The organism is Nocardia sp. NPDC060255, assembly GCF_042727395.1.
Taxonomy (GTDB): Bacteria; Actinomycetota; Actinomycetes; order Mycobacteriales; family Mycobacteriaceae; genus Nocardia.
Map to the genome: position 1 here is coordinate 149375 of NZ_JBHXAU010000019.1, position 15995 is coordinate 165369.

A 15995-nucleotide genomic window follows, 5' to 3' on the forward strand; every position below is an offset into this window, starting at 1 on the left:
TACTTTGTGCCGATGGGTGACATCCAAATCACAACGGCGCTGCATGCCACGGCAGACCTCGCAGCAGAGGTCAACGCGCTCGTTCGGCAGCTGTCGACGACGGCCGCGCCGCTGACCGTCGACGCGCTCGCCAAACTCATCGCGTCCGACTCCGCGACGCTACTCATCGCTTCGTCCGACGCGGCCGTCGTCGGCATGCTCACGCTCATCACCTACGCGATCCCGACCGGCGTGCGCGCCCGCATCGAAGACGTGGTCGTGGACGAATCCGCCCGAGGCAAGGGTGTCGCGTTCGAACTCACCAACGCAGCAGTCGAACTCGCCCGCAAAGCCGGAGCCCGCACCGTCGACCTGACCTCGCGACCATCCCGCGAGTCCGCCAACCGCCTCTACCAGCGAGCAGGCTTCAGCCCCCGCGACTCCCTCGTCTACCGCCTCCCCCTCGGCACCGAGTGCTAAGTGGTCGCCAGTCGTCGAACCGCGGCGGCGATTTGTTCGGGCCGCTCGGCGGGGATGACATGTTCGGAGTCGGCATCTTCGTATTGGGCGCCGACCTGGTCAGCGTATCGGCGCTGGTATTCACGCATGTGTCCGAGATTGCGAGCCTGGTGGCCGGCGGCGTGGATTGCCGAGATGACGATGACGCCGGATTTCGGCGGTTCCGGTGGGCGGCGGCGGAATTCGTCGATCGCCGCCGCGACGGCCGCTATCTCGTGCCGGGTGGTCGCGAGCCCGGCGGGAGTGAAGTCCTCGGCCAGCATGGTCGCATAGGTGTCGACGGGGAATTTGCGCCCGTAGGAGCCTGTCAGTATCCGCATGAGCGGTGGGACGTGGCTCAGGACCTGCTCCACGGCGAGGATGCGGTCGGTCTTTTTGACGGTCGGCGCCCAATTGTCGTAGTTCGGAGCGGATTCCGGTGTCGGATCGATGAGCAGGAGCCCAGCCGGTGACAGAGTTTCGGCGGCGCGACGGACGATCAGCCCACCCATGCTGTGGCCCACCAGAATCAACCGCTCCGGCGCGAGCGCCTGGACCAATGCGACCAGGGTGGCCGCCATGTCATCGATGGTCTGCGGTTCCGCGGGGCGGCCGCTGCGGCCACGACCGGCCCGGTCGTAGGCGACGGTATGCACGACCTCCCTCAGTAGTGGCATCACCGGATCCCAGAGTGTTCGCCCGGCGCCCGCACCGGATTCGAACACTACCCAGGCATTCCCGGTACCGGACTCTTCGACGTAGATCTCATTGCTGTTCAGCATCATTCGACGCCCGGGTACATCCCGCATCGCGGCCGCCTTCCTATTATCCCAACTTTGGGAATGGTACCAAATATGGGATAGTTCCGGTATGGACCCGACTGAGTTGCTGCTCCATCCGGTGCGATTGCGCATCATCCACGCGTTGTCCGGCGGCCGGTTGCGTACCGCCGGAGAATTGTGCGACCGCATGCCCGATGTGCCTCGGACCAGCGTCTACCGGCAGCTCGGCCTGCTCACCGACGGCGGAATGCTCGAGATCGGTCACGAACGACGCGTGCGCGGCGCGGTGGAACGCTCCTACCGATTGCGACCCGACCGCCCGACCATTTCCCCCGAGGCGAGTGCCGCGATGACCCCGAACGATCATCGCCAAGGATTCGCCGCCGCCATGGCCGTCCTGATCGCCGAGTTCAACGCCTACCTCGATCGCCCCGACGCCGACCCCGCCACCGACGCGGTCGGCTACCGCCAAGGCACGCTGTGGCTCAGCCCCGAGGAACTCGACACGATGCTCACCGGCTTCCGGGACCTCGTCACGCCCCTCACCGCGAACCAGCCCGGGCTAGGCCGCAGACCATACTTGATCAGCCCGATCCTCTTCCCGGGTGAGAAACCGGCTTCGCCGCCCTGACACCAACGCGACACCGAGGCCGAGCTCGGCGAGGGCTACACCGCGGGCGGCTCACGGTCTGGCAGCGCCGCTGTTGCTGTCCAGCCCTGATTGCAGTCAAGGCAAGCACTCAGCGAGTTCCTCGAGAGCGCGCAGCGGAAGCGCGAATCTCCGTCCGCACCAAGGGCGGTAATCCGTGGTGTGCGGACGGTATGGTCAAGCGCTCCCGCGCTCCCGCCTACGCCACCTCTACGCTTCAGCGTTGATCCAACGTGGCGCATCGGTCAGGACCGTGCAGGCTCGCTCGAGCCATTCCTATCAGGACAGTTTCAGCGAACGCCCGATGATTTCCTTCATGATCTCGGTGGTGCCGCCGTAGATGGTTTGGACGCGGGCGTCCATGTAGGCCTTGGCGATCGGGTATTCCTTCATGTAGCCGTAGCCGCCGTGTAGTTGGAGGCAGCGGTCGATGAGGTCGACCTGTTCTTCGGTGCTCCACCATTTGGCCATGGCGGCGTCTTCGACGGAGAGCTTGCCGCGGTTGAGGTCTTCGATGAAGCGGTCGACCAGGACGCGGACGGCGGTGGTTTTGGTGGCGAGTTCGGCGAGCACGAAGCGGGTGTTCTGGAAGGTGCCGATGGGCTTGCCGAAGGCCTTGCGGTCGCGGACGTACTGGATGGTCATGTCCAGGCACGCCTCCATCGCGGCGGCGGCCATCACGGCGATGGACAGGCGCTCCTGGGGCAGGTTCTGCATCAGGTGGATGAAGCCCGCGCCCTCCTGGCCGAGCAGGTTGGCGGCGGGCACCCGGACGTCGGTGAAGCTCAGCTCGGCGGTGTCCTGCGCCTTGAGGCCGAGCTTGTCCAGGTTGCGGCCGCGTTCGAAGCCGGCCATGCCGCGCTCGACGACGAGCAGGCTGAAGCCCATCGCGCCCTTCTCGGGGTCGGTCTGCGCGACCACGATGACGATGTCGGCGTTGATGCCGTTGGTGATGAAGGTCTTGGCGCCGTTGAGCACCCAGTCGTCACCGTCGCGGACCGCACGGGTCTTGATGCCCTGCAGGTCGGAGCCGGTGCCGGGCTCGGTCATCGCGATCGCGGTGATGATCTCGCCGGAACAGAAGCCGGGCAGCCAGCGCTGCTTCTGCTCCTCGTTGGCCAGCTCCGACAGATACGGTGCGATCACGTCGTTGTGCAGGGCGAAACCGAGGCCGGAGTACTGGCCGCGGACCGATTCCTCGGCCACGATCGCGTTGTAGCGGAAGTCCTTGACCCCGCCGCCGCCGTACTCCTCCGGCATGGCCATGCCCAGGAAGCCCTGCTTGCCTGCCTCGAGCCAGACCGCGCGGTCGACAATGCCCTGCTCTTCCCACTTCGCGTGGTTCGGCGCGACGTGCTGATCGAGAAACTTGCGGAACGACTCCCGGAACAGATCATGTTCGGGTTCGAACAGTGTGCGCTCCACACCAACCTCCTAGTGACCCACCGGCCGGTCGACACCGACCCGTCATTGCCTCATACGGTACCCGGAACGAGAATCGCAGTTCACTTCTGGGGCGGAATCGTTGGCTAACCAGGCGCGGCGTCGGGCATCGTGGAAGAAGACCGAGATTCTCGACAAACCCCGGCCGAGCCCGCAGTGTCCTCGACCACACAATTCCGACGTCGTGTTAACCCGCTGTCCAACTTTTGGTGAACATCAGCATGCGACCGTTGGACGATGGCGGCGACCCTCATCGCGACGGCTCCGACCGGTTCCGTTGCCCCAATCTCCAGTCCGACAGCCCTGCCACCGGCCCGTCCGGTGGAACGCCTCGGAGTGACCGTGCTGCTGCTCGGGACCGCGATCGCGTATCTGTGGCATATCACCGTCAACGGCATGGGCAACAACTTCTACGCGGGCGCGGCCTGGGCGGGGTCGCGGGACTGGAAGGCGCTGCTGTTCGGCTCGCTCGATCCGAGCAACTTCATCACTGTCGACAAGCCGCCGGTTTCCCAGTGGGTAATGGGGCTGTCCGGGCAGTTGTTCGGATTCAGCAGTGCGAGCATGCTGATTCCCCAGGCGTTGATGGCGGTGGGCGCGGTCGGGTTGACGTATGGGGCGGTGGCGCGTGCGACGCGGAGCCGGGCCGCCGGGCTGTTGGCCGGGGTGGTGTTGGCGGTTACGCCGGTGGTGGCGTTGATGTTTCGGTTCAACAACCCGGACGCGGTGTTGGTGTTGCTGATGACCGCGGGCGGCTACTGCACCATCAGGGCGTTGGAGCGCGCGAACGGGCGGTGGCTGATGATGGCCGGTGTCGCGCTCGGGTTCGCGTTCTTGGCCAAGTTGCTCGAAGGGTTGATGGTGTTGCCCGCGCTGGGTGTCACGTATCTCATCGTCGCGCCCACGTCCCTGCGTAATCGGTTGTGGCACTTGGTCGGTGCCGCTGCGGCGTTGATCGTCTCGGCCGGCTGGTACGTGTTGCTGACCGTCCTGTGGCCTGAATCATCGCGACCGTATCTCGCCGGCTCGACGGACAACAGCTTCATGGATTCTGTGCTCGGCTACAACGGATTCGGGCGCTTCCTCGGTCACACTCCCGCGACCGGGAAGATCGACCTGCCGTCCGGTTATCAGACGCCGCCCGGACTTCTGCAGAGCTTCAACGATTTCGGCTCGCCCGGGATCGGCCGACTGTTTGCCGGCGAGAGCGGGTTCGAGATCTCGTGGCTGGTTCCGGCCGCGCTGTTGGCGTTCGTGGTGGTGCTGGCGTCCCGGTGGGGTGCGCAGCGCACCGATCAAATACGTGGCGCAGCATTGGTTTTCGGGTTGTGGTTGATCACGATGGGTGGCGCCTTCAGTGCGATGAAGGCCATCGAGCACTCCTACTACACGCTGACCCTCGCGCCTGCCGCGGCCGGGATGGTCGCGGTTGGCGTGCATGAGCTGTGGGTGCGGCGCGACGAATTGCTCGGCAAGCTCGGGGCCGCCGCGCTGATACTGACCATGGGCCTGTGGGCTTTTGTTGTGCTGCAACGTAATTCGGATTGGATGCCGTGGGTGCGCTGGACCGTCGCCGGGGTGACGGTGGCGGCGGCGCTCGGAGTGCTGGCGACCGCGATTCCGGTGACGGCCGGGTGGCGGGTCGCGCGGACCAGGGCTACCGCGATCCTGGTGGTCGTCGGAGTGCTCGCCGGGCTCGGCGGGTCGACGGCGTACGCGGCGGCCACGCTGCCGCAAGCCCACGTCGGCCGCAGTCCCCTGGTCGGACCGGCCAAACCCGTCGAGACCGGGATCGCGGCGCTGATCCACCGCCAGACGCAGAACTTCGCCGACGGTGGCGCGTTCACCAATCCACAGCTCGTCACGATGCTGATGAGCAGCACCACCAGGTGGTCCGCCGCGGTAGATCGAGGTTCGATCGCCGCCGCACTCGAATTAGCCAGCCGTACCCCGGTGATCGCCATCGGCGGATTCGCGGCCGAAGACCCGGTACCGACGTTAGAGGAGTTCCAGCAGATCGTGGCCGACCATGAGTTGACGTACTACCTGGTGCAGGAGATGCAGCTACCCGCGTCATGGAAAACCGGCGGACAGCCGGGCACTACCACACCATCCGCACCCGAAAAGCCGTGGCAGGTAACCGGGAAGCCAGAGATCGCGGAATGGGTGAGCCACCACTACACCGCGACGCACATCGGCAACATCGCGGTGTACGACCTGACCCCGCACCCGAATTAGACCCATCCCCGCACCACTCTTGATCTCCCGCACCGAAATTCGCATGCGATTCTCGGTGCACCAAATCAGGAATGGTGCGTCGACATCAGCGCAGCGTCAGTAGGCGCAAGGTCGGCGGCGAGCTGGGCGCGAGGCGCAGGCGCAAACCCGCCAGCCGCACCACTTCTGATGCTCTGCACTGAAAATCGCATGCGATTCCCGGTGCGGGAAATCAGGAGTGGTGCGGCGGCATCACTGCGTTCGCCAGGTCGGGTGGGAGAGTTCGGCGCGGGCACCGGCCGACCGCCGCACCACTTTGACTAGGCGCACCGAATTCGCGTGCGATTCTCGGGGCGGGAAGTCAGCGGTGGTGTGGGGTCAGCGGCGGAGGCGGTCGCGCAGTCGGCCGAACAGGGTGCGGCCGGAGTCGTGGTCGCGTTCGGTGAAGAGGAATTTCAGTTCCTCCTCCAGAGCCTTGCGGACGACGTCGCGCAATTCCTTTGCGGCCGTGGTGATGTCGTCGGCGTCGCGCCAGGGGGCTGGGTCGATGGGGGTGCCTGCGGAGAAGTAGAAGCGTTCGGGGCGTGGGAGGACGGTGGGGCCGAGGCCGCGCAGGAGTGGGGGTGTCAGCTCGGGGTTCATGCCGAGGGCTTCGACGGTCCAGCGCAGGGGGCGGAGCAGTGGGTGGTCACCGTCGATGACGATGTCGTAGGCGTCGTCGACGCCGATCATCGCGATCGGCACGATCGGTGCGCCCGCTTCGATCGCCATTCGAGCGAAGCCGGTGCGGCCCTCCCATTTGAGGACGTACTTCTCGTTCTTGCGACGCACCGCCTCTCGGCCACCGCCGGGGAACACGATGACGGCCTCGCCGCGCTTCAGCAGAGCGAGGCAGTTGCCGCGGGTGCCGCGGACCGCGCCGTAGCGGTGCAGGAAGTGCCGCACGCCGGGGACCGCGATCAGCACGTTCTCGGCGAGGCCACGGATCAGGCGGCCGCGGCGGCGCAGTACCTCGGGCAGCAGCAGCGGGGCGTCGATGCCGCCCATCAGATTGTGGTTGCCGACGAGCAGGACGGGACCGTCGGTGGGAATGTTGTCGAGTCCGTAGAACCGCGGACTGGTCCACGCGCGCAACGGCGACAGCAGCGCTTCGATTACCCGAAGATCGCTGTCGGTCAGCGAAACCGCCAGCGGGGCACCGTCGCTGAGCGCCGGCTTGTCGAGCAACAGCGCACCGGACGCCTTATCTGCGGAATCGGCCGAACCCACACGGTCGTGCGACATACATCCCTCCTGATGTCGCCTCGAACGATACCGTAACGAAATCCACTGTGCCGCATCGAATGTGAGCGCCAACACAATCTGACCGGTCTGCTATGAGCTCACCGCCCGCTCCCCCACGACCGAAACCACCGCCCGCCTGCCGCGCACAACTCGTCGTCCCGCGCAAAAATTTGCTGACGATTTCATCCGCATCAGCACAATACGTGCGCGCGACCATGGCTCATGTGCGCCAGCACGAACATGCGAGACCTAACCACGGAAACGTTCACAGCTCTAGCCCACACACAGACTAGCGACGCCGGACCACACCGCCCCGCACAGCCGACCTGCTGGCCCAGTCGCCGCGCACCGATTCTCCCGCTGCGCGTCAATTTGCTGGCAGTTTCATACGCACCGACACAACTTGCGCGCGCGAGGGCGGCACCGCGAGCGCTCGCATCGACAGTGACACCACCGAACCATGCCCCGGCCTGCTGACCAAAGTCGCCGCGCACCGATTCGCGCGCTGCGCCTCAAATTGCTGGCAATTTCATGCGCGCCAACACAACTTGCGCGCGCGGGTGGCATCGCTCGCGTCGACGCTGACCGCAGCGAACCGGCCCTCGGCCTTGTTGGCAAAGTCGCCGCGCACCGATTCTCCCGCTGCGCGTCAATTTGCTGACACTTTCATGCGCACCGACACAACTTGCGCGCGCGAGGTAGCGCCACGCGCGTCTGCCGACAACGCGCACGGCGCCGATCGGGTGCCCCTGGTTTGCATGCAGTAGCCGCCGCGCACGATCCCTCGCGCTGCGTACGAAATTGCCAGCAAATTCATACGCAGCGGCACAAACCGTGCGCCGGGGGCGTGAGCAGCGCCGACGGAAGCAGCAGGAGTCCGCCGAGCGGGACATGGTGGCGGCGACGTGCGAGTGAGGCCGCCGTCATGTCCCGTTCGGTGTCACGGGAGCTGGCTACTCGGCGTGGCCGTTGGGTTCCGCGCCGCCGGCGTGGGCGTATTCCGAGAGGGCCGCGGCGAGGGAGTGGGGCACGCGGGCGTGGACTCGGGTGCCGCCTTCCTCGTGGGTCGAATCGATGATGCGGCCGTCGGCGTGGATGCGGGCGAGCAGGTCGCCGCGGCTGTACGGGAGCAGGATGCTGATTTCGGCGTCGAGGCCGCCGAGCACCTCGGCGAGGCGGTCGCGCAGGGCGTCGATGCCGAGGTCGGCGCGGACGGAGACGTACGCCGCGTCCGGGAGCTGGCCGCGCAGGCGGGTGAGCGCCATCGGGTCCAACGCGTCGATCTTGTTGACCACCAGCAGTTCCGGCGGGGCCGAGGTGCCCTGCTCCTTGATCACGTCGGTGATCACCTCGCGGACCGCCTTGATCTGCTCGGCGGGCAGCGCGTCGGAACCGTCGACCACGTGCAGTAGCAGGTCGGCGCCGGTCACTTCCTCCAGCGTCGACCGGAACGCCTCGACCAACTGGGTCGGCAGGTGCCGGACGAAACCGACGGTGTCGGTGAACACGACCTCGCGGCCGTCGTCGAGATCGGCACGGCGGGTGGTCGGATCGAGGGTGGCGAACAGCGCGTCCTGCACCAGGAGTCCGGCGCCGGTGAGCGCGTTCATCAGGCTGGACTTGCCCGCGTTGGTGTAGCCGACGATCGCCACCGACGGGATGCCGCTGGAACTGCGGCGGGCCCGCATGGTGTCGCGCGCGGTCTTCATCTCGCGAATCTCGCGGCGCAGCTTGGCCATTCGCTCGCGGATGCGGCGACGATCGGTTTCGATCTTCGTCTCACCGGGGCCACGCAGGCCGACGCCGCCGTTGCTGCCCGCGCGACCACCGGCCTGCCGGGACATGGACTCACCCCAGCCGCGCAGTCGCGGCAGCATGTATTCCATTTGCGCCAGCGCGACCTGAGCCTTGCCCTCGCGGGAGGTGGCGTGCTGGGCGAAGATGTCGAGGATCAGCGCGGTCCGGTCGATCACCTTGACCTTGACGACCTTTTCCAGCGCGGTCAGCTGCGCAGGGGTGAGCTCACCGTCGCAGATCACGGTGTCGGCGCCGGTTTCCAGCACCACGGCCCGCAGCTCTTCGGCCTTGCCGGAGCCGATGTAGGTGGCCGGGTCCGGCTTGTCGCGGCGCTGGATCAGTCCTTCGAGCACCTCGGAACCCGCGGTCTCGGCGAGCGCGGCCAGTTCGGTCATGCTCGCGTCGGCCTGCGCCGCGCTGCCCGTGGTCCACACGCCGACCAACACGACCCGTTCCAGGCGCAGCTGCCGGTACTCGACCTCGGTGATGTCGGTGAGTTCGGTGGACAGCCCAGCGACGCGACGCAGCGAGCTGCGTTCGTCGAGCTGCATCTCGCCGACCGTGGGGTTTGCCGACGTCCAGCCGCCGGAGCGCTTCATCCGCGCGGCGTGCTCGGCGACGACATCGCCGGTCTCGGCGTCGTCGGACAGCGCGCCGTCGGCGGCAGCGTCGAGCTGGATGTCGTCATCGGCCGTCTCGGTGAAGTCGTCGGCCGGAGTGAATTCATAAACTTTAGATTTCGTCATACAAGATCCATGATCCCACGATGCACCGACATGGCGCATTCGGATATTGCGCACAGCGTGTTGGGGGTTGTCGGGTCAAGTCCGTGCGGCGCTGACACGAAACCTGGATACGACCTGGTGGGCGGAGCAGACCGGCTGTCAGCGCCCCTCCGCGAGTGCCCACAACCGACGACCACCCCAGCCAATTGGCGCCGCCAGACGTCGTCCCCGACCAGCTATGCATCCAATCCGCGCCGCCAAACCTTGCACGGGCCGAGACAAGGACGGACTCCACGACTGCCGCCGCCCTTCGCGCGAATGGCCGACACGACGAGAACCGACGAGCCACTCGGCCGCAGCGGGTTCGCGGAAACGGTTCAACCACCGCCCGTCGGCGACAGCGCCCGACGCGATCAGATCCACGAGCCCGCGCAACCAAGCGATGCCACCAACCGCGCACGGCCGGTGCGAATCCGGTAGACCTAAAGCGATCCGAGGTGCTGCCACCAGCCCTCGGCGATGGTCCCGGACGCGACGAGTACCGAAGGCCCGCGCAGCCAGGCGGTGCCGTTGGACAGGCCGACGGTGACCTCCCCGCCGGGGATGCGGATGCGGACCTCGCCGGTGTCGGTCGCGAGGTCGAAACCTTCGCGCGCCAGGGCCGCGGCGGCCGCGGCTACGGTTCCTGTTCCGCAGGAACGGGTTTCGCCGACACCGCGTTCGTAGACGCGCATGTCGACGGAGCGGTCGGCGTCGAGGGCGGTCACGATTTCCACGTTGACGCCGTGCGGGAAGAGGTCGGGGTCGTAGCCGGGGGGCACGGTGAGGTCGAGTTTGGCCAGGCCGTCCGCGGAGAGCTCGGGGTCGACGCAGGCCAGGTGCGGGTTGCCGACGTCGATGCCGATGCCGGGGTAGGCCCAGCCCGCGATGGTGGCGGTGGATTCGCCGAGTTCGCGCACGGTGCCCATGTCGACCGTGACCATGTCGACGGTGACGTCGCCGTCGACCGCGGTGGCGGAGTGCACGACGACCGGGCGTCCACCCGCACGACTACCGACGACGAATTCGTGCTCGGTCTCCAATCCGGAGGCCACCAGGTAGTGCGAAAACACCCGAACACCGTTGCCGCACATCTCGGCAATCGAGCCGTCGGCGTTGCGGTAGTCCATGAACCAGTCGGTCTCGTCCACACCCTCGGGCAGCTCGGCGAGCACGCCCGCGGCACGCAACGCACCGGCCCGCGCCACCCGCAGCACACCGTCGGCGCCGAGGCCGCGTTGGCGATCGCAGAGCGCGCTGATCCGCTCGGCGGTCAGCTCCAGCCGAACCTCGAGGTCCGGCAGCACCACGAAGTCGTTCTGGGTGCCGTGCCCCTTGGTGAACTCGATATCCGACACGTACGTGTTCTCCCTAACTACTCGTCATTTGGCAAACGTCCGGCGCTGCCGGGAAATTTCGTAGAGCGCGACGGCGGCGGCCGAGGGCGCGCCGAGCGAGCTGGCGGTGCCGCCCATCGGGATGTGCACCATGTCGTCGCAGGCTTCCTGCCAGGCGGCGCTCATCCCGCTGGTCTCGTTGCCGACGACGAGGATGGTGGCGTCGCCGAAGTCGTGGTCGTAGGCCGCGTGCGGACCGTGCTCGTCGGTGCCGACGATCCGGGTCGGGATGCCGCGCCGCACCTGCCGGTCCCGGAATTCGAGAACCTGTGCGGCCCCGGCCGCGCGCACGATCGGCATGGCGAACAGCGAGCCCGTCGACGCGCGCACGGCCTGCGGGTCGTACTGGTCGGCGCCGTGCCCGGTGACGATCACACCGCTGGCGCCGAACGCGTCGGCCGATCGGATCAACGTGCCCAGATTGCCCGGCGAATTAGGCCGGTCGAACACCACGACCACCGGCGCGTCCTCGCCGGGCTCCCCCGGCTCGAAGGTGTCGAGCTCCTGCTGCCGCGACACCGCGACGGCGACCAATTCCGGTATGCCGCCGACCTTTTCGCCGAGCTCGGCCATCAACTCCGGCACCAGGCCGACCTGCGGCACGTCGCTGGTGTCCAGTAGCTCCCTGGCCCAGCTGGACAGGTCGGGCGTGCCGAGGCGGTAGAGCAGCGTCTCCAGCGGCCAGTCGTTGGCGACGGCCTGGGTGATCGGGCGGACACCCTGCACCAGGAAGCGCCCGTCGCGGTGGCGTTTGGTCCGGTTGTTCAGGTACGCCTGCCATACCTGGACCGAGGCATTGCGGGTGCTCACACGTCGGGTCACTGCGGAGTCCGTTCTTTCTCGTCGAGCAGGGCGAGCGCGGTCGCCACCAGATCGGGGGCGGCGCCGTCCACCCAGCGCACCCGGGGGTCCCGCCGGAACCACGAGCGCTGCCGCCGAACGTAGCGCCTGGTGCCGATCAGGGTGCGTTCTTGCGCGTGCTCTAAGTCGTATTCGTTGTCGAGGTACGACAGGACTTGTGCGTACCCGATGGCGCGCCGGGCGGTGACGCCGTCGCGCAGGCCGTGCTCGATCAAGGTGCGTACTTCGTCGACGAGTCCGGCGGCGAACATCAGCTCGGTGCGGCGTTCGATCCGTTCGTCCAGCGCGGCCGTCTCGCGGTCGACACCGATGATCACCGTGCCCCAGCGCGGCGTGCCGATCTCGGGTGCGGAGGCGGCGAACGGCTGGCCGGTGAGTTCGACGACCTCGAGCGCACGCACCATGCGGCGGCCGTCGGTGGGCAGGATGGTCGCTGCCGCAGCCGGATCCGCGGCCTGCAATGCCGCGTGCACCGCGTCGACGCCCCCCTCGGCGAGCACGTTCTCCCAACGGGCGCGCACGACCGGGTCGGTGGCCGGGAACTCCCACTTGTCCAGCAGCGCTTGCACATACATCATCGAACCGCCGACGATGACCGGCACGCGACCGCGCGCCATGATCTCGACGACGTCCGCGCTCGCCGCGGACTGGTAGGCGGCGACGGTCGCGGTTTCGGTCACGTCGAGCACATCGAGTTGATGATGCGGGATGTCACGCCGTTCGGCGACGGTGAGTTTCGCGGTGCCGACATCCATGCCGCAGTAGAGCTGCATCGCGTCGATGTTGACGATCTCACCGCCGAGTCGTTCGGCGAGGTCGAGGCCGAGATTCGATTTGCCGGTGGCGGTGGGACCAACAACGGCGATCGGGGTGATGGCGGGATCGCTCACGACTCGCCTCCGTGGTGCGGGACGCCATCCCGCGGCACTCGCGCACGATCGCACCTCGCCGACGCCCACCGTTCCCGGCCCGATGCCGTTGCGTGCATGGCTCGCTCGGCTGTGCCTAATTTTCGCTCGCCGCGCTCGCTCATGCGGACTCCGGTCGCCACAGACTGACGTCGTAGCCGACGCCGAACGGAGCGTCCTGGTAGAGCGTCTCGACCATCGGATCAGTGTCGAACAATCCGGCCAGCACCTGATAGGCGGCCCGCCCGGACATCACCAGTTCCGCACTCAGCGCAGGATCCAGCGCACGCAATCCGGCAAGGTCACCCGCGGCCAACGCACGATCCAGTTCTGCTTGCACAGCGGCAGCCCGATCGTCGAGATACCCCGGCGCCTTCAACGACAACGTCGCGGCACCATCCGCGATCACCAGCACACCGTGCCGTTCGTCCGAATTGTCCAATTCTGCACGCAGTTTCGCGCCGAGTTCGAAGCAGCACGCCACCGGAGTGTCTTCGGCAACAATGCGAACCTCGGCACTCACGCCCGGTGCGACCTGTCCCCGCAACCAGCCGGCGATCAATACCGGCAGCGGATGCTGGGGATCCGGCTCGGCTGTCGCAGCCGCGGAAAGCGCGACCCGCACGTCCGCGCCGAACCCGCGGAACGTACCGGCCGACTCGGAACCGAACACCTGGTCGGCGGCCCCGGTGCCGACAACTGTCCAGCGGTCTGTCACTGCCGCAAGCCTTTCCGCAGCCGTCAGCACGGCCGCGCGCAGCACCGCGCGCGGATCACCCTGCTGACCGGGAAGCTCGCCCGTCATACCGCCGCAGAGCTCGGGCACCAGGATCGGCGGCGACGGGACCAGGGCGGCAATCGAGAACACCGGATAACCGTAACCGTTCCGCGCGACGCCCTTACGCACCGCGGGTACCGCCCGGGTTCGAGTGTCTCTGCCGCAAAGCTGGTCGAGATTGATACTGTTCGATGAGCTACAACCCAGGTCATCAGGGGTTGCAATCCCCGAGATTCCGCCGAGTGAAGGCATGGGTCGATGGTCACAAGGGCTCAAACCGGGTTCAATGGGATGAGCTAGGGCGTAACCAGGCAGCCGTGACGCGCGGCAGGGACGAGGAGCAATGACCGACAGCAACGGAACCGCGAAAGCCAGCCCCGGCGCGATGCCGCGCTCTTCCGGTGCCCCGAAACCCGGTGGCTCGATCCAACCGCCCAAGCCGCACGCGACGCCGGGCCAGGCCCAGCATCCGCATCCCGTCGTGCCGACGGTCTCCGACCCCAGCGCGTGGGGCCGGGTCGACGACGACGGCACCGCCTGGGTGCGGACCGCTGACGGCGAACGTCAGGTCGGCTCCTGGCAGGCCGGTGACGCCGCCGAGGGGCTGGCCCACTTCGGCCGCCGATTCGACGACCTGGCCACCGAGGTCGCACTGCTGGAGGCCCGCCTGGCCGCGGGCGCGGACGCCCGCAAGACCAAGGCCGCCGCCGTCGCCCTCGCCGAATCGCTGCCCACCGCCGCCGTCATCGGCGATATCGACGGGCTCGCCAAGCGCCTGGCCGCGATCGCCGAACACTCCGAAGAGGCTGCCGCGCAGGCCAAGGAGGAGAAAGACAAGGCGCGCCACGAGCACACCGAGCGCAAGGAAACGCTGTGCGCCGAGGCCGAGAAGATCGCGGCCGAATCCACCCAGTGGAAGGCCGCGGGCGACCGGCTGCGCGAGATCCTCGACGAGTGGAAGTCGATCCGCGGCGTGGACCGCAAGGTCGACGACGCGCTCTGGAAGCGGTACTCCAAGGCGCGTGAGGCGTTCAACCGCAGGCGCGGTGCGCACTTCGCCGAACTCGACCGGGAACGCGCCTCCGCGAAGACGCGCAAGGAAGAGCTGTGCGTGCGCGCCGAGGAACTGTCCGGCTCGACCGACTGGGTCGGCACCGCGGGCATCTTCCGCGACCTGCTCGCCGAGTGGAAGGCCGCGGGCCGCGCGCCGCGCGAGGCCGACGAGGCGCTGTGGCGGCGCTTCAAGAGCGCGCAGGACGTGTTCTTCGCCGCCCGCAACGCCGCGGTCACCGAGCGCGACGCCGAGTTCGACACGAACGCCGCCGCCAAGGAAGAGCTGCTGCAGGCCTACGAGCACATCGACCCGGCCAACGGCCTGGAAGCCGCCCGCGCGTCGCTGCGCGAACTGCAGGACAAGTGGGACGCCCTCGGCAAGGTCCCACGCGAACGCATGCAGGAACTGGAAGGCAAGCTGCGCACCATCGAGAAGCGGGTCCGCGACGCCGTCGACGCACAGTGGCGGCGCACCGACCCGGAGGCGATGGCCCGCGCGGCCCAATTCCGCGAGCGCGTAGCCCAATTCGAGGAACAGGCCGCCAAGGCCCAAGCCGCAGGCAAGGCCCGCGACGCCGAGAAGGCCCTCGAACAGGCCAAGCAGTGGCGCGAGTGGGCCGAAGCCGCCGAGGGCGCGGTCACCAACCGCTAACCCCGTTCCGACCGAAGGCGCCCTTCACCCCGCCGGACAGTCCAAAGGCCACCTTCAGTCGACTGCATGCGATCGACCGAAGGTGGCCTTCGGTGTGTCTGGGGGACTGAAGGGCGCCTTCGGTCGCTAGTTTTCGCCGGTGAGGCGACGGCGGTCGCGTTCCTCGGCGGCCGCTGAGGCGTTGCGGCGTTGTTCTTCGGCGGCCAGTTGCAAGGCCGTGCGGCTCCAGACGACGCGAATCCAGTGGAACGTCAACACGATCGCGGCGATGGTGCCGAGGATGAGGCCGACGGCAGGGCCCGCACCGTGGTAGTTGTTGATGCCGGGGGTCTGGCGGTGCCAGATGGAGAAGACGCCGAAGACGCTGGTGATGGCGGTGCCCGCGACCGCGATCCAGGCCAGGAACCAGCGGCGGGTCATCAGGGCCAGGGTCGAGAAGCCGACGCCGAAGACCACCAGGAACCAGACGAAGATCCGGGACGGCAGCCCGATGTGCTCCATCCGGGCGGCCTCGGTGCCGAGCAGCACGTCGAAACCGCGTGCGCCGCCGGCGTGCGGCAGCACCAGCGAGAGCAACAGGACGAACACCGCGCCGGCCACCACCATGGCGCGCACGCCGGGGTCGATCTCGCCCGCGATGCGGCGTTCCACCGCGTCCAGGTCGTCGCGGAACTGCTCGAAGTTGCTGCTCTCGACCGAGTTCACTGAACCCTCGTTTCGTTCGGCTTGTTCGTGGTTCGCTGCCGTGCCCGCGTCCACTGTGCCAGCACCGGGTTCGTTCGCCTCGGCCGACCCACTACCGTCGGTAGTAGGTTTGCGGTTCGCGGGCTGGTCGGGTTCCGCACCGCCGGCCACGAAGCCGTTGTCGCCAGGCTTGTCGTTCACGCTGCCCCCTTGCCGATATGCGGTTCCGGCCCGCGCGATCCGCGTCGC

Annotated in this window: 13 protein-coding genes; 4 read left to right on the forward strand and 9 right to left on the reverse strand. The window is 67.6% G+C overall.

Translation table 11 applies throughout. The annotated features are described in order from the left end of the window. Positions 1–12: 12 nt before the first annotated feature. On the forward strand, positions 13–459 hold the full coding sequence (locus ACFWF1_RS30145; RefSeq protein ID WP_379283769.1) for a GNAT family N-acetyltransferase: 447 nt from the start codon (positions 13–15) through the stop codon (positions 457–459). Here the strand turns inward: ACFWF1_RS30145 and ACFWF1_RS30150 are convergent. After that, positions 456–1286 (reverse strand): alpha/beta fold hydrolase, encoded by an 831-nt coding sequence (locus ACFWF1_RS30150; RefSeq protein WP_379283767.1) that lies wholly within the window; start codon positions 1284–1286, stop codon positions 456–458. The two genes, ACFWF1_RS30145 and ACFWF1_RS30150, sit on opposite strands and share 4 nt — an antisense overlap. 61 nt (positions 1287–1347) lie before the next feature. Here ACFWF1_RS30150 and ACFWF1_RS30155 point away from each other — a divergent pair, with 61 nt between their 5' ends. Further along, the gene (locus ACFWF1_RS30155) at positions 1348–1890 is read left to right on the forward strand and encodes a helix-turn-helix domain-containing protein (protein ID WP_379283765.1); all 543 of its coding nucleotides are present in this window, start codon (positions 1348–1350) and stop codon (positions 1888–1890) included. 297 nt (positions 1891–2187) lie between these two features. On the opposite strand, the gene ACFWF1_RS30160 is transcribed toward ACFWF1_RS30155, so the two are convergent. Then, positions 2188–3333, reverse strand: a complete 1146-nt coding sequence (locus ACFWF1_RS30160; RefSeq protein ID WP_357378807.1) for an acyl-CoA dehydrogenase family protein — start codon at positions 3331–3333, stop codon at positions 2188–2190. 255 nt (positions 3334–3588) lie between these two features. Here ACFWF1_RS30160 and ACFWF1_RS30165 point away from each other — a divergent pair, with 255 nt between their 5' ends. Then, positions 3589–5589: an ArnT family glycosyltransferase gene (locus ACFWF1_RS30165; protein ID WP_379283763.1), complete on the forward strand. Its 2001-nt coding sequence runs from the start codon at positions 3589–3591 to the stop codon at positions 5587–5589. 357 nt (positions 5590–5946) lie between these two features. On the opposite strand, the gene ACFWF1_RS30170 is transcribed toward ACFWF1_RS30165, so the two are convergent. The 6 genes from ACFWF1_RS30170 to ACFWF1_RS30195 all read right to left on the reverse strand — a co-directional run bounded on the left by ACFWF1_RS30170 (position 5947) and on the right by ACFWF1_RS30195 (position 13447). Then, on the reverse strand, positions 5947–6852 hold the full coding sequence (locus ACFWF1_RS30170; RefSeq protein ID WP_379283762.1) for a lysophospholipid acyltransferase family protein: 906 nt from the start codon (positions 6850–6852) through the stop codon (positions 5947–5949). Positions 6853–7805: 953 nt separating this feature from the next. Continuing rightward, positions 7806–9248 (reverse strand): GTPase HflX, encoded by a 1443-nt coding sequence (hflX, locus tag ACFWF1_RS30175; protein WP_379283918.1) that lies wholly within the window; start codon positions 9246–9248, stop codon positions 7806–7808. A gap of 608 nt (positions 9249–9856) precedes the next feature. Continuing rightward, the gene (gene dapF, locus ACFWF1_RS30180) at positions 9857–10762 is read right to left on the reverse strand and encodes a diaminopimelate epimerase (RefSeq protein WP_379283917.1); all 906 of its coding nucleotides are present in this window, start codon (positions 10760–10762) and stop codon (positions 9857–9859) included. A gap of 33 nt (positions 10763–10795) precedes the next feature. After that, complete coding sequence (locus ACFWF1_RS30185; protein WP_379283760.1) at positions 10796–11632, reverse strand: TrmH family RNA methyltransferase; 837 nt, start codon at positions 11630–11632, stop codon at positions 10796–10798. Next, positions 11629–12561, reverse strand: coding sequence for a tRNA (adenosine(37)-N6)-dimethylallyltransferase MiaA (miaA, locus tag ACFWF1_RS30190; protein WP_379283758.1), 933 nt, complete (start codon positions 12559–12561; stop codon positions 11629–11631). The genes ACFWF1_RS30185 and miaA overlap by 4 nt, the downstream gene beginning before the upstream one ends. Positions 12562–12700: 139 nt before the next feature. After that, the gene (locus tag ACFWF1_RS30195; protein ID WP_379283757.1) at positions 12701–13447 is read right to left on the reverse strand and encodes a hypothetical protein; all 747 of its coding nucleotides are present in this window, start codon (positions 13445–13447) and stop codon (positions 12701–12703) included. Between the two features lie 253 nt (positions 13448–13700). Between ACFWF1_RS30195 and ACFWF1_RS30200 the strand changes: the two genes are divergently transcribed. Further along, complete coding sequence (locus ACFWF1_RS30200) at positions 13701–15062, forward strand: DUF349 domain-containing protein (protein ID WP_379283756.1); 1362 nt, start codon at positions 13701–13703, stop codon at positions 15060–15062. 126 nt (positions 15063–15188) lie between these two features. On the opposite strand, the gene ACFWF1_RS30205 is transcribed toward ACFWF1_RS30200, so the two are convergent. Further along, positions 15189–15821, reverse strand: coding sequence for a hypothetical protein (locus ACFWF1_RS30205; RefSeq protein WP_379283916.1), 633 nt, complete (start codon positions 15819–15821; stop codon positions 15189–15191). Between the last annotated feature and the right edge of the window lie 174 nt (positions 15822–15995).